Source organism: Reyranella sp. (assembly GCF_044224635.1).
Classification (GTDB): domain Bacteria; phylum Pseudomonadota; class Alphaproteobacteria; order Reyranellales; family Reyranellaceae; genus Reyranella.
This window is the reverse complement of record NZ_JBGAKA010000011.1, coordinates 1-20,134: the sequence shown is the minus strand read 5'-3', so window position 1 is coordinate 20,134 and position 20,134 is coordinate 1. Positions and strand designations below refer to the sequence as shown.

The 20,134-nt window shown below is 67.5% G+C and carries 19 protein-coding genes; 10 read left to right on the top strand and 9 right to left on the bottom strand.

From position 1 onward, the window contains the following. Positions 1–61 precede the first annotated feature (61 nt). The 5 genes from rpsT to ACILR9_RS12395 all read right to left on the bottom strand — a co-directional run bounded on the left by rpsT (position 62) and on the right by ACILR9_RS12395 (position 4,478). Positions 62–325 carry a 30S ribosomal protein S20 gene (rpsT, locus tag ACILR9_RS12415; RefSeq protein WP_395710243.1) on the bottom strand — a complete coding sequence of 88 codons (264 nt, stop codon included), beginning with the start codon at positions 323–325 and terminating at the stop codon, positions 62–64. 371 nt (positions 326–696) lie between these two features. Further along, complete coding sequence (locus ACILR9_RS12410) at positions 697–1,476, bottom strand: enoyl-CoA hydratase (RefSeq protein WP_395710242.1); 780 nt, start codon at positions 1,474–1,476, stop codon at positions 697–699. 132 nt (positions 1,477–1,608) lie between these two features. Next, on the bottom strand, positions 1,609–2,448 hold the full coding sequence (mutM, locus tag ACILR9_RS12405) for a bifunctional DNA-formamidopyrimidine glycosylase/DNA-(apurinic or apyrimidinic site) lyase (RefSeq protein ID WP_395710241.1): 840 nt from the start codon (positions 2,446–2,448) through the stop codon (positions 1,609–1,611). 12 nt (positions 2,449–2,460) lie between these two features. Further along, positions 2,461–3,129: a YggS family pyridoxal phosphate-dependent enzyme gene (locus tag ACILR9_RS12400; protein ID WP_395710240.1), complete on the bottom strand. Its 669-nt coding sequence runs from the start codon at positions 3,127–3,129 to the stop codon at positions 2,461–2,463. After that, the gene (locus ACILR9_RS12395) at positions 3,126–4,478 is read right to left on the bottom strand and encodes a tetratricopeptide repeat protein (RefSeq protein WP_395710239.1); all 1,353 of its coding nucleotides are present in this window, start codon (positions 4,476–4,478) and stop codon (positions 3,126–3,128) included. Before ACILR9_RS12395 ends, ACILR9_RS12400 begins: the two co-directional genes overlap by 4 nt. Positions 4,479–4,525: 47 nt before the next feature. Here ACILR9_RS12395 and ACILR9_RS12390 point away from each other — a divergent pair, with 47 nt between their 5' ends. After that, positions 4,526–5,137 carry a Smr/MutS family protein gene (locus tag ACILR9_RS12390; protein ID WP_395710238.1) on the top strand — a complete coding sequence of 204 codons (612 nt, stop codon included), beginning with the start codon at positions 4,526–4,528 and terminating at the stop codon, positions 5,135–5,137. On the opposite strand, the gene ada is transcribed toward ACILR9_RS12390, so the two are convergent. Both ada and ACILR9_RS12380 read right to left on the bottom strand, forming a co-directional pair. Continuing rightward, entirely contained in the window at positions 5,071–6,204 is a 1,134-nt protein-coding gene (ada, locus tag ACILR9_RS12385; RefSeq protein ID WP_395710237.1) for a bifunctional DNA-binding transcriptional regulator/O6-methylguanine-DNA methyltransferase Ada, read from the bottom strand. The two genes, ACILR9_RS12390 and ada, sit on opposite strands and share 67 nt — an antisense overlap. Positions 6,205–6,371: 167 nt before the next feature. Further along, entirely contained in the window at positions 6,372–6,611 is a 240-nt protein-coding gene (locus ACILR9_RS12380; RefSeq protein ID WP_395710236.1) for a DUF1127 domain-containing protein, read from the bottom strand. Positions 6,612–6,752: 141 nt separating this feature from the next. On the opposite strand from ACILR9_RS12380, the gene gcvA reads away from it, so the two are divergent. Together gcvA and ACILR9_RS12370 are read left to right on the top strand one after the other, a co-directional pair. Beyond that, positions 6,753–7,676: a transcriptional regulator GcvA gene (gcvA, locus tag ACILR9_RS12375; RefSeq protein WP_395710235.1), complete on the top strand. Its 924-nt coding sequence runs from the start codon at positions 6,753–6,755 to the stop codon at positions 7,674–7,676. A gap of 440 nt (positions 7,677–8,116) precedes the next feature. Then, entirely contained in the window at positions 8,117–8,575 is a 459-nt protein-coding gene (locus ACILR9_RS12370) for a copper chaperone PCu(A)C (protein ID WP_395710234.1), read from the top strand. Here ACILR9_RS12370 and ACILR9_RS12365 read toward each other — a convergent pair. Then, a complete protein-coding gene (locus ACILR9_RS12365; RefSeq protein WP_395710233.1) occupies positions 8,563–9,591 on the bottom strand; it encodes a lysine-2,3-aminomutase-like protein in 1,029 nt (342 codons plus the stop codon). The genes ACILR9_RS12370 and ACILR9_RS12365 overlap by 13 nt on opposite strands. A gap of 92 nt (positions 9,592–9,683) precedes the next feature. On the opposite strand from ACILR9_RS12365, the gene ACILR9_RS12360 reads away from it, so the two are divergent. From ACILR9_RS12360 to ACILR9_RS12345, 4 genes are all read left to right on the top strand, one after another. Next, positions 9,684–10,583, top strand: a complete 900-nt coding sequence (locus ACILR9_RS12360; RefSeq protein WP_395710232.1) for a carbohydrate ABC transporter permease — start codon at positions 9,684–9,686, stop codon at positions 10,581–10,583. Between the two features lie 4 nt (positions 10,584–10,587). Next, positions 10,588–11,424 carry a carbohydrate ABC transporter permease gene (locus ACILR9_RS12355; protein ID WP_395710231.1) on the top strand — a complete coding sequence of 279 codons (837 nt, stop codon included), beginning with the start codon at positions 10,588–10,590 and terminating at the stop codon, positions 11,422–11,424. A 62-nt stretch (positions 11,425–11,486) separates the two neighbouring features. Further along, complete coding sequence (locus tag ACILR9_RS12350; RefSeq protein WP_395710230.1) at positions 11,487–12,767, top strand: extracellular solute-binding protein; 1,281 nt, start codon at positions 11,487–11,489, stop codon at positions 12,765–12,767. Between the two features lie 153 nt (positions 12,768–12,920). Beyond that, positions 12,921–14,018 (top strand): ABC transporter ATP-binding protein, encoded by a 1,098-nt coding sequence (locus ACILR9_RS12345; RefSeq protein ID WP_395710229.1) that lies wholly within the window; start codon positions 12,921–12,923, stop codon positions 14,016–14,018. A 172-nt stretch (positions 14,019–14,190) separates the two neighbouring features. Here ACILR9_RS12345 and ACILR9_RS12340 read toward each other — a convergent pair whose 3' ends face one another. Beyond that, positions 14,191–15,837: a flavin-containing monooxygenase gene (locus tag ACILR9_RS12340; protein WP_395710228.1), complete on the bottom strand. Its 1,647-nt coding sequence runs from the start codon at positions 15,835–15,837 to the stop codon at positions 14,191–14,193. Between the two features lie 224 nt (positions 15,838–16,061). On the opposite strand from ACILR9_RS12340, the gene ACILR9_RS12335 reads away from it, so the two are divergent. The 3 genes from ACILR9_RS12335 to ACILR9_RS12325 all read left to right on the top strand — a co-directional run. Then, positions 16,062–17,234 (top strand): HlyD family secretion protein, encoded by a 1,173-nt coding sequence (locus tag ACILR9_RS12335; RefSeq protein WP_395710227.1) that lies wholly within the window; start codon positions 16,062–16,064, stop codon positions 17,232–17,234. A 17-nt stretch (positions 17,235–17,251) separates the two neighbouring features. Continuing rightward, the gene (locus ACILR9_RS12330; protein WP_395710226.1) at positions 17,252–18,865 is read left to right on the top strand and encodes a DHA2 family efflux MFS transporter permease subunit; all 1,614 of its coding nucleotides are present in this window, start codon (positions 17,252–17,254) and stop codon (positions 18,863–18,865) included. 37 nt (positions 18,866–18,902) lie between these two features. Beyond that, on the top strand, positions 18,903–20,134 hold a 1,232-nt coding region (locus tag ACILR9_RS12325), incomplete at its 3' end, for an acyl-CoA dehydrogenase family protein (RefSeq protein WP_395710225.1).

Below are 20,134 nucleotides of genomic sequence, written 5' to 3'. Positions count from 1 at the left end.
GCCACGCCAAAAAAAACGCCGCTCGAAGAGCGGCGCGCATTCGTCGTTCGCGTCGGACCTCTCAGCTCATTGCCTTGACGCGCGCGGCGAGTCGCGACACGCGACGCGAGGCGGCGTTGGCGGTGACGACTCCCTTGGTCGCGCCGCGCTGGATCTCGGGCTGCGCTGCGCGCAACGCGGCGGCAGCGGCGGTCTTGTCGCCCGACTTGATCGCTTCCTCGACCTTCTTGATCGAACCGCGCACGCGGCTGCGGCGCGCGCTGTTCACGGCAGTCCGGCGCTCGGTCTGGCGGGCGCGCTTCTCGGCCGACTTGTGGCTAGCCATGCAATCCTCGTTCCTCGAAAGGGCGCGCTTATACGGGCCGGTCGCCGGCCGGTCAACCCCGGCAAAACCCCCGTATCCAGAGCACAATTCGGGCCGGGCGGCCCGAGCGGCTTGTGCCCGACGCAACAACCATACCTATTTGGTCGACGGCACCAATGATGACCTCACCCTGAGGAGCGGCCGTCGGCCGCGTTCTTGTCGTCCTGAGCACAGCGAAGGACCTCATCGCCACCGGTCAAAGGTGTGCTCTGGAACTTCTGGCGATGAGATCCTTCGCTACGCTCAGGATGACAAGGAAGGAGCGCCGCCCCTTGAAACATCGCAATCTCTGAGGAGCGGCCTGCGGTTGCTCCTCGTCCACCAATTCCGTCTTAACGATGCTTCCAGGCTGCCTTGCGCTTGTCGGCGAAGGCGGCCATGCCTTCGGCCCGGTCGTCGAAGGCGAACGTGGCATGGAAGGTGCGGCGTTCGAAGCGGATGCCCTCGCCAAGCGTGGTCTCGAAAGCGCGGTTGACCGCTTCCTTGGCCACCATGGTCGCCGGCAGCGACATGCCGGCGATCTTCTCGGCCGTCGCGATGGCGTCATCCATGAGCTGGGCGAGCGGCACCACCCGGCTCGCCAATCCGCAGCGTTCGGCTTCGGCGGCGTCCATCATGCGGCCGGTGAGAACGAGGTCCATGGCCTTCGACTTGCCGATGAAGCGCGGCAGCCGCTGCGTCCCGCCGGCGCCCGGTATCGTACCGAGCATGATTTCGGGTTGACCGAACCTGGCATTGTCGGCCGCGATGATGAAGTCGCACATCATCGCCATCTCGCAGCCGCCGCCCAGGGCGAAGCCTGCCACGGCGGCGATGATGGGCTTGCGGACGCGGCTCACCTTCTCCCAGCCCACGGTGATGAAGTCCTGGAGGAAGACATCCTGGTATGTCTTGTCCTTCATCTCCTTGATGTCGGCGCCGGCGGCAAAGGCCCGTTCGCTTCCGGTCAGGATCATGCAGCCGATTCCGGGATCGTCCTCGAAGGCGTCGAGTGCCTGTCCGAGCTCGCGCACCAGGTCGGCGCACAGGGCGTTCAGGGCCTTGGGTCGGTCGAGGCGGATGATCCCCACCCGGCCGCGGACTTCGGTACGGATGTTCTCGTAGTCGGCCATGTGATCCTTCCTGGCTTGCGCGCTCATGAAGTGGACGCCACTCGAGTCTCCTCCCGGTAATCGGGGGAGGAATAGAAGGTATGCTCACCCCGAAGCGAGCGTGAAGAGGAGTGTGACACGAAGCGTGCTTAGCTAGCGCTGGCAGTGGCTGCAATAGAAGGTCGAGCGGCCCGATTGGACGAGCCGGCGAACCGTCCTGCCGCAGTCGCGGGTCGGACAGAGGGCGCCGACGCGGTCGTAGACATTGAAGCGGGTCTGAAAATAGCCGAGCTCGCCGCCCGGCTGGACATGATCGCGCAGGGTCGACCCGCCGTCGTCGATCGAGCGCAGCAGCACCTTCTTGATGGCCGCGACCAGGCGTTCGGCGCGCTCGCCCTGGACGGTGTGCGCCGAGCGGCGTGGCGAGATGCCGGCCAGGAACAGGGCCTCGCACGCATAGATATTGCCCACGCCGACCAGTGTCTTCTGGTCGAGCAGGGCGGCCTTGATGGGGGTGCGCCGTCCGGCCAGCCGTTCCGCCAGCGCCGCCCCGTCGAACGACTCGTCGAGCGGCTCGGGGCCCAGATCCCTGAACAGCTTGTGGCCGGGGACCGCGGCGTCGCGCTCCAGCAGCATCAGCCCGAAGCGCCGCGCATCGTTGAAGCGGACCTGCCAGCCCTGATCGGTCTCGAACACCACGTGATCGTGCCGGTCGAACGGATGATCGGCGGCGCTCGCGGCATCATGCAGCGTCATGCGGCCCGACATGCCGAGATGGGCGATCAGGGTTTCGCCGTCATCGAGGCGGATCAGCAGGTACTTGGCCCGGCGGTCGATGCCGAGCACCTGACGACCCTCGACCCGCTGGGCAAAGCGATGCGGCAGCGGGACCCTGAGGTCACGGCGGCGCTGCACGACGCGCACCAGCCGACGGCCAACCAGCTTGGGCAGCAGACCGCGGCGCACGGTCTCGACTTCGGGCAGCTCCGGCACAGGCCGCCGCCCTCAGCTGCCCCGCTCGCCGAACAGGGCAGTGCCCACGCGCACATGGGTGGCGCCCAGCTTGACGGCCGTCTCGTAGTCGGCACTCATGCCCATGCTGACGCAGGCGAGACCATTGCGCGCCGCCATCTTGGCGAGCAGGGCGAAATGCAGGGCCGGCTCCTCGTCGACCGGCGGGATGCACATCAGACCGACGACCGGCAGCTTGTGGGTGTCGCGGCAGACGGCGACGAAGGTGTCGACCTCGGCCGGCACCACGCCGGCCTTCTGCTCTTCCTCGCCGGTGTTGACCTGGATGTAGCAGCGCGGCCGCCGGCCGGCGCGGTCCATTTCCTTGGCGAGGGTCGCCGCCAGCCGCTCGCGGTCGACCGACTGGATCACGTCGAACAGCGCCACGGCCTCACGCGCCTTGTTGGTCTGCAGCGGCCCGATCAGGTGCAGCTCGAGATCGGGATACTCTGCCTTGAGCGCCGGGAATTTGCCCTCGGCTTCCTGGACGCGGTTCTCGCCGAAGGTCCGTTGACCGGCCTGCAGGAGCTCGCGCACGCGCTCCGCGCCATGGGTCTTGGATACCGCGACGAGGGTGACGGAGGCCGGGTCGCGTCCGGCCTCTTGCGCCGCCGCGGCGATGCGTTGGCGCACCGCGGTCAGGCGGTCGGTGGTTGTGGTCATGTCTCCAGGTGGGCCCGGGCGATGAGCGCCTCTTCGTTGTTGGGGTCGCTGGCGAGGGAGGCGTCGAGCACGTCACGGGCCCGGTCGCGTTCCCCAAGGGCGGCGAGGCAGATGCCATAGTTCGCCAGAAGCCGCGGGTCGCCTGGCAGGCCTTGCAGCGCCTGCTCGTGCATCGGCCGCGCCTCGGCGGCGCGATCGAGATCGACCAGGACGCTGGCCAGGTTGGTCAGGACAAAGGGATCGTCACTTGCCGCGCGCTGGGCGCGCTTGAGCGTGCGGCGTGCCTCCTCGAAGCGCTTGAGCCCGCGCAAAGCGAGGCCCTGGTTGTTGAGCGCCCGCACATCATCAGGCGCCTCCTTTAGATGGGGTTCGAGGACTGCCAGCGCCTCGTCGTAGGCGTGCCGGCGGATTTTCAGCAGCGACAGCGTCAGGACGGCGTCGCGATCCAGCGGATTTTGCTGCAGATGCTCGCTCAGCAGCCCGGCAGCTTCGTCGGTGTGCCCGAGCGCTGCATGGGCGAGCGCCAGGGTATTCCGGCCGCCCCTGAAGTTGGGATCGAGCTCCAGCGCGCGCTGAAGCGGCACGAGCGCCTCTTCCGGCCGCCCCGCATTATAAAGAATGAACCCCAGCGCGTGGTGCAGGGCGGCAGCCTCGGGGGCCAGGTCGGCAGCCTGGCTGGCTTCGGAAAGCGCTTCGTCGTGATGGCCCAGGGAGGCCAGGGCCAGCGCCCGATCGCCCATGATCTGGCTGCGCCGGGCGACGTCTTCCCCTGCGTCGGCGAGGGCCTGTTCGAGAATCTCGAGGGCAGCTGCAGGTTGACCGCAGCGATAGAGGGCGTACCCCAGCATGTTGCGAAGGCGGGCGAGCAGGGGCTGCGGGGCCGGCTTCCCCTCGTGCTCGGCCCGTTCCATCTCGTTCAGCAGCTGGCCGAGCTCGCGCTCGGCGGCAACGTGGCGGCCCTGATCCATGTGGAGGGAGGCCAGCGCCAGCTTGGCGTCGACATGGTTGGGCGCCCGCCGGATGGTCTCGCGGAACCGGCGTGCCGCCTCGTCGAGGCGGCCTTGCCGGCGCGCCACCAGGCCGAGATTGTAGGACAGCATCGGCTCCTTGGGGTCCTTGGCGATGGCCTTGCGCCACAGCTGCTCGGCGTCGTCGAGCGCGCCGCGCTGCGACAGGCACACGGCGAGGAAATGCAGGATGTCCGGCCGCTCGCCGTAGCGCGCCAGGGCGCTGCGGAAGAGGGGCTCGGCCCGATCGAACCAGCCGGCGCGCACGTACTGCAGCCCGGTTTGCAGGTCAGGGTCGGGAGATGGCGGAATCGGGGAAGGGGGATGGGGCGCGGCGGCCATACCGGGCTGTGTAGACCCGCGTCACGGCCAAGGCTACACGAAATGCCGTGGCCAAGGATCTCGATCTGTTCGCCGCGGCGATGGTCGGCGTGAAGCCGCTCGCCAGCCGCAAGCGGCGTGCGCGGTCGACCGTCAAGGCGATCCCGCGGCCGAAAAGGGAGACTCCTGTCCAGCGCCCGGACAAACCCGCCGCGCCCGCGGCCGCGCGCAAGCCGCCGGCCGTCCTGGCGCGCCTCTCGGCCGAGACCCGGCCGCTTGCCGCCGAGCTGTCGCCTGACGATCGGGTGTTCGATCGCGAGCTGTCGCGTCAGCTCGCGCGCGGCAAGCTGGTGCCGCAAGCGTCGCTCGACCTGCACCACATGACGCTGGCCGCGGCCGAGCGCGCCGTCCGCCGGTTTCTCGTCGAGGCCTCTGCGCAGAACCTGCGGATCGTGCTGATCGTGACGGGCAAGGGCGTCCGCCTCGAGGGCGGACGCGTGCTGGGTGGACGCATTCGCGCCGAGTTCATCGGCTGGCTGAACCGGGCCGACAATCGCGACCTCTTACGCGGCGTTCGCCCGGCTCACGCACGGCATGGCGGCAGTGGCGCGTTCTACGTGCTGCTACGCCGCCGTTCGTCGGCCAGCAGCCGCTCCTTGCGTGCCACGCCCCAGCGATAGCCGGTGAGGCTGCCGCGCGCGCCGACGGCGCGGTGGCAGGGGATGACCACGGCGGCCTGGTTGGAGGCGCAGGCCCGACCGACGGCGCGTGCCGCCGTGGGCTCGCCGATGCTGCGGGCGATCTCGCCGTAGCTTCGGGTCTCCCCGGACGGGATTTCGGTCAACGCTTTCCAAACCTTCCATTGGAAGGCCGTGCCGACGATGTCGAGCGGGGCATCCGGGGCGTCGAGGGCCGACGGCTTGCGGCCATAGAGCCGGGCGAGGACCGCCGCTACGCGCGGCTTCAGCATGCTGTCGTCGCGTGTGAGGTCGGCCGCCGGGAAATCGCGCTTGAGGTCCGATTCGAGGCTGCGGTCACTGTCGCCCAGGAAGACCGCGGCGATGCCCTTCCGGGTCGTCGCCACCAGGACGCGGCCGTAGTCGGACTCGACGGTGGTGTAGTCGATATGCGCCCCCGCGCCGCCTTTGGCATAGGTCGCGGGCGTCATGCCCAGCGCCTTGTCGCTGGTCTCGTAGACGCGGCTCGGCGAGCCGTAGCCTGCGCCATAGAGCGCATCGGCCACGGTTTCGCCGTCGCGCAGCGCCTTGCGGAAGCGCTCGCGCTTGCGCGCGACCAGCCAGTCGCGCGGGTTGACCCCGAGCTCGGCGATGAAGCGCTTGCTCAGTGCGCCGCTGCTGAGCCCGACGCGCCGCGCCACCTCGCCGAGCGAGGGCGGCGTATCGATGTCGGGTGAATCGAACAGGGCGCAGGCGCGCGCGACCGGTTTGCTGAGGCCACCTTCCACGGCGGCGCCAGCCAGCCAGTCTCGCGGCTTGCAGCGCTTGCAGGGGCGGAAGCCCGCCGCCTCGGCGGCATCGGGCGTGGGATGGAACGCCACGTTGTGCCGCAGCGGCCGGCGCGCTGCACAGGACGGCCGGCAATAGACCCCGGTCGTCTTGACCGAGAACCAGAACCGGCCGTTGTGGGTCCGGTCGCGTCCCAGGACAGCCTGCCAGCACTCCTCGGGGCTGGGCATGGCGGTCGTGGCGAGCGCCGGGGTGTCGAGGGCGAGAGAATGTTGGGTCATGGCGCTATATGAGCCCTTTGACCCAACCTGCTCTATCCGGCTGCCGACGGCAATTCGTGATCTTGATGATGATTGCTGGAAGCGCGCCGCAGGGCGGCGCCTGCACTTGGGGGAGGCTTAGGGCGCCACCTCACGGGGTGGGGGTGGCGGCGCGCTCCCAGCAAACCTCAGGACCAGTAGTTCTTGTTGGCCTCGAACCGGGCGGTCGCCCGATCGAGCCCGATGTCGCGCAGCAGGCGATCGTCGAGCTCGGCCAGTTGACGTCGCGATTTGGCAAGCTCGGCGCGGGTCATGATGCTGTCGAACCCGACCACGACCACCCCGGCCAGCAGCGCCACGGCGCGGCCGAACGTGAAGGAAGAGGCTTCCGCGCGGGCGAAATCCCGCGCGCTGGACAGGGTCGACATGACTTAGCTCCGTTTGAAACGGACTGGAACCGGATGGCGCCATACGTCTCGTTTCCGCGCTTTATTTGCTGTACAGTTCTTAATTGTTCAAAGGATCAAACCTCGGGAGAGGCTTAGAATTTATATGGTCGAGTTTGTCCCATGAGCCGCTCTCAGCTGCCGCTCAACGCCCTGCGGGCTTTCGAGGCGGCAGCGCGCCACGCAAGCTTCACCCATGCCGCCGAGGAGCTGCATGTCACGCAGGCCGCCGTCAGCCACCAGGTCAAGGCGCTCGAGGAACGGCTCGGCGTCGCGCTGTTCGTGCGCCGGCCGCGCGGCCTCGAGATCACCGGCGAGGGCGCGGCGTTGCTGCCCGATCTGCGCGATGCCTTCGATCGCATGACCAACGCGCTGGAGCGGGTCGGCCGCAAGGCCAACTCGGGCACGCTGAATGTCAGCCTGGTCACCACCTTCGCGCTCGGCTGGCTGGCGCCGCGCCTGCATCGCTTCCAGGCCAAGCATCCGGAGATCGAGGTGCGCATGACGACGACGCAGCGGCGCGTCGATTTCGCGCGAGAGGACTTCGACTGCGCCATCCGGTTCACCGTGCAGCCCGAGCCGGATGTGCATGCAACGCGGCTGTTTTCCGATGTTTTGACGCCGCTCTGCGGCCGCCGCTATCGCGACAAGCTGAAGACGCTCGAGGATCTGAAGCGCGTGCCGTTCATCGACATGACGTATGATCCGGAATGGGCGATCTGGCTGCGCGCAGTCGGTATGGGCGACTTCAAGCCCAAGCGCGTGCTGAGCTTCGATTCGACGATGATCGCGGTCGAGGCGGCGATGGAAGGCGCCGGCGTCGCCGTCGGACCGCCGCAGCTGTTCCGCGAGGAGCTTGCTTCTGGAAGATTGTTCCAGCCCTTTCCGCAGATCGTCGACAGCGGCAAGGCTTGGTGGTTCGTCTGTCCGCCGGCGTCGGCCAGCCGGCCCAAAACCAAGGCATTCGAGGAATGGCTGATCGAGGAGCTGAGCGCCCCGCAGGCGCGCGTGTCGCGCCCGGCGCTCGCTGCCGCCAGTCGACGCTGATCTGCGGCTGATCGCGCGCCGGCCGCCGGCGTGCTTGTGCCGGCCCGTGCGGGCACCTAGAAAAAATCAGTCGGGCATCATTCCAGCCCTGAAGAATTCTAATGTACCCCAGCACCCTCGGCGCCCACCACGGAGCTTGTGAAAAAGGCGGCATTGGGTGAAAGAAGCTGATTGGCGGGAGCGCGCCACTTCAGGCGGAGTAACCTCCGCCGACGTGGCGCTCATAGTCTCCTCCCCAAGCTTCGCGTGGGGAGGTGTCCGCGTAATCGCGGACGGAGGGGTCATGAGCATCGCGGCTGGGGCTCATGACCCCTCCGTCGCCGTAAGACGGCGACACCTCCCCAACATAGTTGGGGAGGAGACTATAAGCGTCACGTCGGCGGAGGTTACTCCGCCTGAAGTGGCGCGCTCCCGGCGCATTCTCACAGGAGGAGCGGCCTTTGCCGAAGTGGCTCGCCGGTGCCCGAAAGTCGACCACCTATACGGTGGGAAAGCTCGTGATCAGCGACCCCTGGGCGCGCGGCGAGTCGGAGGCCGCGCCGCAATGCGGCGGCTTCTTCGTCGTCGCGAACAAGGGCGAGATGGCGGATCGCCTCGTCTCGGCCAGCAGCAAGGTGGCCGAGCGGGTCGAAATCCATGCCGTCAAGGTGGTCGGCGCCGACATCAAGATGCGGCGGCTCGAGGACGGGCTGCGTATCCCGGCCGATACCGCCCTGACCCTGAAGCCGCGCGGCTATCATCTGCTGATGCTCGGCTTGACGGTGCCGCTGGCCAAAGGAGCGGCACTGCCGGTCACACTGGTCTTCGACAAGGCCGGCAGCGTCGACGTCGCGCTTGTCATCCGGGCCAACGGGCTGGTCGGCAACGAGATCCTGGTCGAGGAGGCTCAGCGCGGATAGCGGTGACGGTTGCCGAAGGCGTCCTCGACGAGCAATCCCTGCGGATCATCGTCCAGGTAGCCGGGGCCGACCGGTACCTTGCCGTGGCCGCCGGGCACGTCCAGCACGTAGGTCGGCTGCGCCAGCCCGGACAGGCGGCCGCGCAACGCCTTCATCAGCGCCTGGCCGCGCTCGATCGAGACCCGGAAATGACCGGTGCCGCGCACCAGGTCGGGATGATGCAGGTAGTAGGGCTTTACGCGGGCCGTCACGAGGGCGCGCATCAGCTGGTCGAGGGTCTCGACGTCGTCGTTGATGCCGGCCAGCAGCACGGTCTGGCCCAGCAAGGGAATGCCTGCATCGGCGAGGCGGGCCAGCGCGGCCCGCGTTGGCGGCGCCAGCTCGCGCGGATGATTGCAGTGAACGCCGAGCCAGGGCGTCGCGCGGCGCCCGCGCAGCGCAGCCACCAGCTCGTCGGTTACCCGGCCGGGATCGACGATCGGCACGCGGCTGTGGATGCGCAGCACGGCGACATGGGGCAGGGCGTCGAGCCGCCCCAGCAGCTCGGCGAGGCGGCGCGGCGCCAGCATCAGCGGGTCGCCGCCGGTCAGGATCACCTCCCAGATCTCGCGATGGTCGCGGATGTAGGCGAGGGCGGCATCGAGCTCGGCGGCCGACAGGGCCTCGCCGCCGGGCCCGACCTTCTCGCGGCGGAAGCAGAAGCGGCAATAGACCGGGCAGACATGCAGCGGCTTCAGCAGCACGCGGTCGGGATAGCGATGCACGATGCCCTTGACCGGGGAGCGCGCCTCGTCGCCGATCGGGTCGGCGAGCTCGTCGGGCGAGATCTCGGTCTCGGCGACGTCGGGCACGAACTGCCGGGCGATCGGATCGTGCGCCGCATCGTGTCGGTCGATCAGGGCCAGCATGTCGGGCGTGAGCGCGATCGCCATCGACTGCGCCGCCGCGGCAAGCCGCGGGCCGGCCGTCAGCAGGCGCTCGCGTTCGAGCGCGTCCAGGCTGCGCAATGTCTCCATGGCGCCGTGCCATAGCGCGAAACGTTGCTTCCAACCAGTTCGGAAAACCTCCATCATCCGCGCGAAAAGCGGTTTGGGGGCGAGCGCAGACAATGAGGGCGAGGGGCGGCGGGCGTCCGATGTTCGGCGAGCAGCAGCGCTTCATGCTGTTCCTGGTGGCGCCGGCTGCGCTGCTCCTGCTGCTGTTCCAGGTCGTGCCCATCGCCATCGGCGCCAACGCGAGCTTCCGCGACTGGGCGCTCTACAACCCCAAGAAGGCCTGGGTCGGTCTCGATCATTACCGCGCCGTGCTGAGCGATCCGGCCTTTCTCGAGGTCGTGCTGCCCAACACCTTCCTGTTCATGCTGGTGAGCGTCACCGGGGCACTGCTCCTGGGCCTTGCCATGGCCTTGCTGCTGAACCGGCCGTTTCCCGGCCAGAAGGTGGTGCAGACGGTGTTGCTGGTGCCGTTGATGGTGGCGCCGGTGATCGCCGCCATCATGCTGCGCTGGATGTTCAACGACCAGTTCGGCATCGTGAACGCCGTGCTCGAAGGCCTCGGCCTGGAGGGCCAGCCCTGGCTGGTCGAGCGCTGGAGCGCGTTCGGCGTCATCCTTCTCACCGACATCTGGCTATGGACGCCGTGGTACACGCTGCTGCTGCTGGCCGGCCTGCAGAGCCTGCCGCGCGAGCCGTTCGAGGCGGCGGAGATCGACGGCACCTCGACGTGGCGGGTGCTCACCCATCTCACCGTGCCGATGCTGCGGCCGGTCATCGTGGTCTGCGTCGTGATCCGCGCCATCGACGCCTTCCGTACCTTCGACATCGTGTGGACCCTGACCGGCGGCGGCCCGGGCCGCTCGACCGAGCTGTTCAGCCTCTATGCCTACGTGTTGGCCTTCCTGAGCCTCGATTTCGGCCGCGGCTCGGCGGCGGCGATCATCGGCGGCATCATCATCCTGGTCGTCGGCGCGGTGCTCTACCGCCTGGTCGACCGGCTGGCGCGGGCCTGACGCCATGGCGATGGTCCGTCGTCCGCTGATGTTCGCCGGCCTGCCGCTCGGAGTGCGCCGGCTGCTGTTCGGCCTGACCCTGTTCGGCGTGTGCTTCCTGTTCGCCTTCCCGGTGCTGTGGCTGATCCTGACCTCGCTGCGCCCCGAGTCGGGCGTCTATTACGTGCATCGCGGCACCGAGTTCACCCTGGGCAACTTCGCCGAGGTGCTGACCGACGACCGCATCGTCGAGGCGTTCGCCAATTCGGCCCTGATCTCGACGCTGGCCACGTTCTTCTCGCTGCTGGTCACGGTATCGAGCGGCTACATGCTGTCGCGCTTCCAGGGACCGGCGGCGCGCACCTGGTTCGGCACCATCTACGTGTTCCGCTGCGTGCCCTACATCTCGTGGGTGCTGCCGCTCTACTTCGTGGCCCAGAGCTGGGGCATCTACGACACCTATGTCGGCCTGCTGCTGCCGCACATTGCCGTGCACATCTGCTTTTTCTCCTGGCTGATGAAGGGCTTCTTCGACGGCATCGACCCATCGATGGAATACGCCGCGCTGATCGACGGCTGCACCCGCTGGGGGGCCTTCATCCGCGTCGCCCTGCCGTCGGCCGTCCCGGCGATCTCCGCTCTCGGCGTGCTGTGCTGGCTGTTCACCTGGAACGAGTTCCTGTTCGCCCTGATCCTGACCGGCAACAAGGTCCCGGTGATCACCGTGGTGATGGCGCAGTTCGTCACCGAGATGGGGCTGCGGTGGAACCTGATGGCCGCCACGGCGGTGATGGCCCTGGTGCCGGCCTTCCTGCTGGCGCTGTTCGGGCAGAAATACGTGATCCGCGGCCTGCGCCTGTGACAATGAAACGGAAACCAGACGACGGAGGAGGGAACATCATGCATCGACTTGCTGGAAGATCGTTGGCCAGAAGATCGTTGGCCGTGCTGGCCACGGCCGGCCTGTTCGCCGCGGGCAGCGCCCAAGCTCAGGTCAAGGAGCTCCGGATCGGCTATCAGCCGAGTCCCATCCAGGATGCCTCGATCGCCATGTTCGAGACCTGGGGCGCCAAGAAGGGCATCAAGATCGTCAAGGTGCCGAATTCCTACGGCGTCTACGTCGAGAAGATGACGGCGTCGCTCACGTCGAACTCCGACCAGTACGATGTGATCTGGCACAACGACGATTGGGGCCAGCTGTGGGCCCACCTGCTCGAGCCGACCGACGGCATTCCCGGCCTCGAGTTCGCCGAGAAGTGGGGCATGGACAAGATCGTGTTCGGCAACGCGCAGGGCCAGAACACCGTCGTGCCGATGGGTCAGACCTTCAGCGTGTTCTTCTACAGAAGCGACCTCGTGAAACCCGAGGAGGTGCCGAGGACGCTGGCCGAGGTGATAGCCAAGAGCAAGGAGCTGCAGGCCGCCAACAAGGTGAAGTTCGGCTATGTCGGCGGCATGTCGATGAACAACAGCTGGTTCAGCTGGTTCTGGTCGATGTGGGGCAACAATTGCGACGTGCTGATGCCCTATTACGAGCGCGACAATGCCAAGCTCAAGGCTGCCGGCTGGAAGTCGAGCCTCGACCAGCCGTGCATGAAGGAGACTGTCGAGTATTGGTGGGACGCCATCAACACCCACAAGATCTCGCCGCGCGGCATGCCGGCCTACGACCGCAACGAGGCCAACGCCGTGTTCATGGCCGGCGACGCCGCCTTCACCGTGGCCGACACGCTGTGGTGGGGCACCTTCAACGACACCGCCAAATCCAAGGTGGCGGGCAAGGTCGCGGCCGCGCGCTTCCCGCTCGGGCCCAACCGGCAGAAGAGCTTCGCCTGGGACGACATCTGGGGCTGGGCGATCCCGAAGTCGATCTCGGCCGAGCGCAAGGCGCTCGCCAAGGAGATGCTGGCGGCCATGATGGCCGACGAGGAAGGCCAGCTGAAGATGTTCAAGGCGACCGGTGCGCCGCCGCCCAACACCGCGTTCTGGCCCAAGATCGCCGCCCAGGATCCGTTCATGAAGCTCCTGAAGGAAGCGGTGCTCGACTCGCCCGACAAGGTACGCGGCGCCTACTACTTCCCGCAGTGGCCGGCGGTCCACAAGGCGTTCAACGACGCCGTGACCAAGGCGGTCACCGGCAAGCGCGAGGACATCGGCAAGGTGCTCGCCGAGAACGCACCGCTGGTCTCCAAGGCGGCGCAGTAATCTGAAACTTCCTCCCCAACGAAGTTGGGGAGGTGTCGCCGTCTTGCGGCGACGGAGGGGTCATGGGCATCAGTACTGACGCCTATGACCCCTCCGTCCGCGATTACGCGGACACCTCCCCAGCTTCGCTGGGGAGGAGAATTGAGTAGGTTCATGGCAGGCATCGTTCTCGACAAGGTCAACAAGCATTACGGGTCGCTGCATCACGCGGTGAAGGACGTCGATCTCGAGATCGCCGACAAGGAGTTCGTCGCCCTGGTCGGGCCGTCGGGCTGCGGCAAGTCGACGACCTTGCGGATGATCGCGGGGCTGGAGGACATCTCGAGCGGCGATATCCGCATCGGCGGACGCGTGGTCAACAACCTGGCCCCGCGCGACCGCGACATCGCCATGGTGTTCCAGAACTACGCGCTCTATCAGCATATGAGCGTGTACGACAATCTGGCCTTCGGCCTGCGCAACAAGCGTATGCCGGAGGCCGAGATCAAGGCGGCGATCGACCGTGCCGCCGAGATCCTGGGGCTGCACGAGCTGCTCAAGCGCAAGCCGCGCCAGCTTTCGGGTGGCCAGCAGCAGCGCGTCGCGCTGGGCCGCTGCATCGTGCGCAACCCGCTGGTCTTCCTGTTCGACGAGCCGCTCAGCAACCTCGACGCCAAGCTGCGCGCCCAGATGCGCATCGAGATCAAGCGCCTGCACAGCCAGATGCCGACCACATCGGTGTTCGTCACCCACGACCAGGTCGAGGCGATGACCCTGGGCGACCGCGTCGTGGTGATGCGCGACGGCCGCGTCCAGCAGGTCGGCTCGCCGCTCGCCGTTTACGCCCGGCCGGTCAACCGCTTCGTCGCCGGCTTCATCGGCGCCCCGGCCATGAATTTCCTCGATGTCACCGTGCGCGCCGGGCAGGGCGGCCTCACTGTCGAGGCGGCCAATCTGACGCTCGCGGTGCAGGAGGCGTCGGCCCAGGCGCTGGCGGCCTGGTCGGGGCGCGGCGTAACCCTGGGCGTGCGGCCCGAGCATCTCGTGCTGGGCGACGGCGTGCCGGGCCGCTCCTTCGAAGCCGAGGTCGAGGTCGTCGAGCAGCTCGGGTCGGAGATCCTGCTCGAGACCCGGACCGCTGCCGGCCGCATCACTGCCGCGCGGGTGCCGGCCGAGACAGAGATCGCGCCTGGCGACCGCGTGCGGCTGTCGGTGCAGCCCGGCCGCCTGCATTTCTTCGACCCGCAAAGCGAGGCGGTGATCGCGGTGTGAGGCTCATTTTGAAGTCTGCGCCGACCAGTACCACCTCATCCTGAGGAGCCGCGCACAGCGCGGCGTCTCGAAGGATGGGGATCAGACGAGGTGTATGGTGCCCACCCTTCGAGACACTCGCTGCGCTCGCTCCTCAGGGTGAGGCCGTTCCTGGGCCGCTCGAATCGTTCCCCTAGACCGCCGCCCTGGCGTGTGCGCTCAGTGCAAAGCCTTCGTAGCCCTTGGCGGCGATGGCGTCGCAGTGGCGCTTGTAGCGGTCGAAGCCGCCGACATAGGGCATGAACACCCGGGGCTTGCCGGGAATGTTGGCGCCCATGTACCAGGAGTTGGCGAGCGGGTAGAGCGTGCTGTCGGCGACGGCGTTGACGTGCGTCACCCATTCGGATTCAGCCTGCGCCGACGCCTCGATGCGGTCGAGGCCGCCGGCGTGCATATGCGCGAGGCAGTCGGCGATCCAGTCGACGTGCTGCTCTATCGAGGCGATCATCTGGGTCTTCACGCCGGGGCTGCCCGGACCGGTGACGACGAACATGTTGGGGAAGCCCGACACCATCAGCCCGAGATAGGTGAGCGGGCCGCCTTCCCAGTGGTCGCGCAGCACCGCGCCGGTGCTGGTGCGCACGTCGATCTCGCGCAGCGCGCCGGTCATGGCATCGAAGCCTGTCGCGAACACGATGGCGTCGAGCTGGAACGTCTGCCCGCCCGTCGTCCGCAGGCCGGTCTCGGTGATGCGGTCGATCGGATCGCTGCGCACGTCGACCAGGGTGACGTTGTCGCGATTGTAGGTCTCGTAATAGCTGGTATCGAGGCAGAGCCGCTTGGTGCCGATCGGATGATCCTTGGGCGTCAGCAGCTCGGCGGTGCGCGGGTCCTTCACCGTGCAGCGGATCTTGTTGCGCACGAACTCCGACGCCGTGTCGTTGGCCTCCTTGCTGACCAGCAGATCGGTGTAGGCATAGAGGAAGCTGATGCTGCCGCCCTCCTGCCACTTCGACTCGTAGGCGGCGTTGCGCGCGTCGTCGGGAACGGCGAGCGCCGGATGGGTCGGCTTGGCGTGGCCGGCGATGGCGAACGGCGTGTCGGCCGCCGCCCGGCGGCGCGCCGGATACTCGGCCTTGTGGTTGCGCTCGCGCGTCGCGTCCATCGGCGCATTGCGCGCCGGCAGGCTGAAATTGGCGGTACGCTGGAAGACGTGCAGGTGCTTTGCCTGGCTGGCGATGATCGGGATCATTTGCACGCCCGACGAGCCTGTGCCGATGACGCCGACCCTGAGGCCGGTGAAGTCGACGCCCTCATGCGGCCACAGGCCCGAATGGTACCACTTGCCGCGGAAGCTCCCGAGGCCGGGAAAGTCGGGAACGCGCGGCGTCGACAGGTTGCCGGCCGCCATCACGCAGTAGCGCGCCTCGATCGTCTCGCCGTCGGCGGTCCGCAGCACCCAGTGATTGGCGGCGTCATCGAACAGCGCCTCGGCAATGCGGGTGTCGAGCTGCACGTCGCGTCGCAGATCGAAGCGATCGGCGACGTGGTTTATGTAGCGCAGGATCTCGGGCTGGGTGCCGTAGCGCTCCGGCCATTTCCACTCCTGCTGCAGCTCGTCGGAAAAGCTGTAGGAGTATTCCAGGCTTTCGACGTCGCAGCGCGCCCCGGGATAGCGGTTCCAGAACCAGGTGCCGCCGATGCCTGAGCCGGCTTCGTAGGCGCGGACCGTCAGGCCCTGCCTGCGCAGGCGATGGATGGCATAGAGGCCGGCCAGGCCGCCGCCCACGATAGCGACATCGAGTTGACGGGGAATCGGACCGTGCGAGGCGTCAGGCATGGGTTTATCCGGTGATCTTTTGCTGTGCGATCTGGGTTCGTGAGGTGTCCCCTGCACGCTCTCGCGGCCAGGGCGGTTTGGCAAGATGCGACCTGCCCGGCGCGAATGGAGCCGGCATGCGCGTAGAGCGGTCCAGCAAGACGGTTGTTACGGGTGTCCGGCGATGGCCGCACGAATGTTTCAGGCCTATGATTGGATAATGACAAGGCGGCTCCGCTAGCTCCGTGGACCAGTCGATCCCTTCGGCGGCCGGGCGGATTGCCGCCTCCGAACCGACGGTCGGCGTGCTGCCGAAGCGGCAGAAGGAGCGCCGTCGCATCCGCTTGGCGCTGCCGCCGAAGTTCTTGGCCGCCATCGTCGTCGTGCTGTTGGCGCTCGCCTATGGCGGCTACGAGCTCTACCTGCGCTGGACGCACATCTACGAATACGATGCGCGGGTCAGCGCCGATATCGTGACCGTCTCCAGCCGGGCCGACGGCTGGGTGATGGAGATGCCGGCACCGGAAGGCACGCGAGTTGCCTCGGGGCAGATGGTGGCGCGGATCGACGATCGCACGGTGAAGCTGCGCGCCGATTCCATCCGTGCCCAGATCGAGGGCGTGCGCGCCGAGCGCACCAAGTTGCGGGCCGAGCGTCGCCTCAGCCTCAACCAGGTTGACGCGCTCACCAAGACCCGGGTGGCCGCCGTCGAGGCACGCGCCAAGGCGCTGTCGGCAGCGAGGTCCGATCTCGACCTCGCCAAGCTCGATTTCGAGCGCAACAAGGTGCTGTTCGAGCGCAAGGTCGTCGGCGAGCGGCAGTTGCAGGTGGTCCAGGCAGCGGTCGAGAAGCTGGAAGCGCAGGTCCTGCAATGCAAGGCCGAGCATCAGCAGGCGCTGGGCGCCCTCGAAGAGGCCAAGGCCGAGACCGACAAGCTCGGCGTCATCGACGCCCAGATCGCGGCGCTCGATCACCAGGTGGCCAATCTGGCGGCGCAACTTCGCCAGCAGGTGGTCGATGCCGAGGATCGCACCATCCGCAGCCCGATCCCGGCCGTGATCGACCGCACCTTCGTGTTGCCGGGCGAGTACGTGGCGTCAGGCCAACGAATCCTGCTGCTGCACAATCCCGACGAGGTGTGGGTCGAGGCCAACATCAAGGAGACCCAGGTCGGCCGCCTCAAGATCGGCCAGAAAGTGATCGTTTCCGTCGACGCCTATCCCAACGACAAGTTCGTCGGCCGCGTGGCGCGCATCGGCAGCGCCACCACGGCCCGCTTCGCCCTGCTGCCGACGCCCAATCCGTCCGGCAATTTCACCAAGATCACCCAGCGTGTGCCGGTCAAGATCGACATGGTCGAGATGCCCAAGCCGCTGACGCCGGGGATGATGGTCGAAGTCGAAATTGACGTCCGCTAGCAGCGCCGGCCCTTTCCGTGTCGATTGAGGCCGCCCCGATCCAGCCCGCTCCCGTTCAGACGGCGCAGGTCCTGAGTGAGCGCTTCGGGCCCACCTATCGCTGGCTGGTCACCGTCACCGGCATGGTCGGCGTGGTCTCGATGGTGCTGGCGATGACCACGGTCAACGTGGCGGTGCCCGACGTGATGGGTGCCTTCGGCATCGGCCAGGACAAGGCGCAGTGGATGTCGTCGGCCTACATGGCGACCATGACCGCCGGCATGCTGATCAACGCCTGGGTGGTGGGGGTGCTGGGCGAACGCCGCACCTTCGTCGGCTCGCTGATGTCGTTCTCGATCGGGGCTCTGCTGGGCGGCTCGGCGCCGAACGAGGATATCCTGATCTTCTCCCGCATCCTGCAGGGTTTCAGCGCCGGCATCGCCCAGCCGCTGGTGATGGCCACGATCTTCACGGTCTTTCCGGCCGAGCGCCGCGGCATGGCGATGGGAGTGTTCGGCCTCGGTGTCGTGTTCGCCCCGGCGATCGGCCCGACTCTCGGCGGGTTGATGATCGAGTACTTCTCCTGGCGCTACGTCTTCTACATCTCCTTGCCGTTCTGCGTCGCCGCCGCGGCCATGGGCATGGTGTTCATGCCGACCCGGCGCATCCCCAAGACCATCCCGGCATTCGACTGGCTGGGCTTCGGCCTGCTCTGCCTCGCCCTGGCCGGCCTGATGACCGGCATTGCCGACGGCCAGCGCGAGGGTTGGGAGTCCGATACGATCGTGCTGCGGCTGGCCGTCGGCGCCGTCGCCACCGTGGCCTTCATCGCCTGGGAGCTCTTCACACCGCGCGCGCTGCTCGACATGCGCATCTTCGCCAACATCGAGTTCTCCGCCGCCGCCCTGATCGCCTTCATTTTCGGCGCCGGCATGATGGGCTCGACCTACGTCATCCCGGTGTTCGTGCAGACCATCATCGGCTTCACGCCGCTGCTCGCCGGCCTGATGATGATGCCGGCCGGCATCATGCTGGCCTTCATCTTTCCCATGGCCGGCCGCCTGGCCGACGCTTTTCCGGCCTCGACCATGATCATCTTCGGGCTGGTGCTGTTCGCGGTCGGCTTCGCCTTCATGACGGCAGCGGACGTCGATTCGACGTTCTGGACGCTGGTCGCCATGGTGATGGTGTCGCGGCTTGGCCTCGGCTTCATCAATCCCAGCCTCAACGCCGCCTCCCTCAAGGCCCTGCCGGCCGACAAGGTGCGCCAGGGTGCCGGCGTCGCCAATTTCATGCGCCAGCTCGGCGGCGCCTTCGGCATCAACCTCATGGTGGCATTCTTCGAGGTGCGCACGCGCTTCCATGCCGACGCGCTCACCGCGACGCAGGACTGGGGCAACCGAACCACCGAGCGCCTGATCACCCTGATCGAGCAGCTCATGCAGAAAAGCGGCCTGCCGTTCCAGCAGCAGAAGGCGGGCGCGCTCGAGTATCTTTCGGCCATGCTGCAGGCCAAGGCGCAGATGATGGCTTTCTCCGACACGTTCATCGTCGTTGGCTTGGTCGCCCTGGCGGCGCTGATTCCTGCCGCCATTCTGTCGCGCTCGGAACGGCGCGCGCGCCGGCTGGCGTGGAGCCTGGGCGGACGCTAGCTTCGTTCCAACCGAGACACTGGGAAGGAAGCTGCGCATGGCCGTGCATCCGGCAATCACCCCGAAGCATTGGACGCCGTCGGCGACGCTGCCCAAGGATCGCGTATCGTTCGCCGGAGTCACCGCCGCCGAGATGCTCGAGCGGGCACGCAGCCTGGTGCCGCTGTTCGCCGAACGGGCAGCCGACTGCGAGCGCCAGCGCCGCCTGCCCGACGACAACGAGCGCGACCTGCACCGCACCGGCCTGTTCCGCATCATGCAGCCGGCGCGGGTTGGCGGGCCCGAGCTCGATCTTCGCATCATGGTCGATGTCTGCACCGAGATCGCCAAGGTCTGCCCCTCGACCTCGTGGAACCTCGGCAACTTGTCCAGTCACCACTGGCTGCTCGGCTACTTTGAGCCGGAGATGCAGGAGGAGATCTGGAACGCCTCGCCCGACACGCTGATCGCCACCTCGCTCGCCTTTGCCGCCGGACGCGGCCGCAAGGTCGAGGGCGGCTACGAGGTCAGCGGCCGCTGGCCGCTGTCGTCGGGTGTCGACAATTCGGACTGGAACATGCTGGGCTTCATGGTGCGCGAGCGCGACGACGGCCCGCCGGTCGACCAGCGCTTCGCCCTGGTCCATCGCTCGCAGTACGAGATCATCGACAACTGGCATGCGGTCGGGCTGGCCGGCACCGGCTCCAAGGACGTCGCCACCAGCAAGCTGTTCGTGCCCGACATCCAGACCATCACGGCGTGGGCGCTGAACGGCCAGCCGCATCCGGGCTCGAAGGTGAATCCCGGGCCGATCTTCCGGCTGCCGTTGCTGGCGCTCGGGCCCTATGTGCTGTCGGGCGTCCTGCTGGGCTGCGCCAAGGGCGCCTACGATTCGACGGTCGGCGCGGCGCGCCGGCGCCTGACGACCAACACCGGCATTCCGGTCAATGCCAGCCAGGCGACCCAGATCAAGGTCGCCGAGGCGAGCGCGCGCATCGACACCGCGGAGATGCTGATGCAGCAGGCTTGCGATCACGCCATGGCGGTGGCGCGCTCGGGCGCCGAGTTCACCCACGACATCAAGGTGCGCTACCGGCGCGACGCCTTCTTCTCCGCCCGCATGTGCGTCGAGGCGGTCGACATCCTGATGGGCATCGCCGGCTCGGGCGGCCTCTACCTCACCAGCACCATGCAGCGCCTGTTCCGCGACGCCCATGCCGCCAACGCCCATGTCATGTTCTCGACCGACCTGCAGGGCTCGCTGTTCGGCCAGCACGCGCTCGGCGTTCA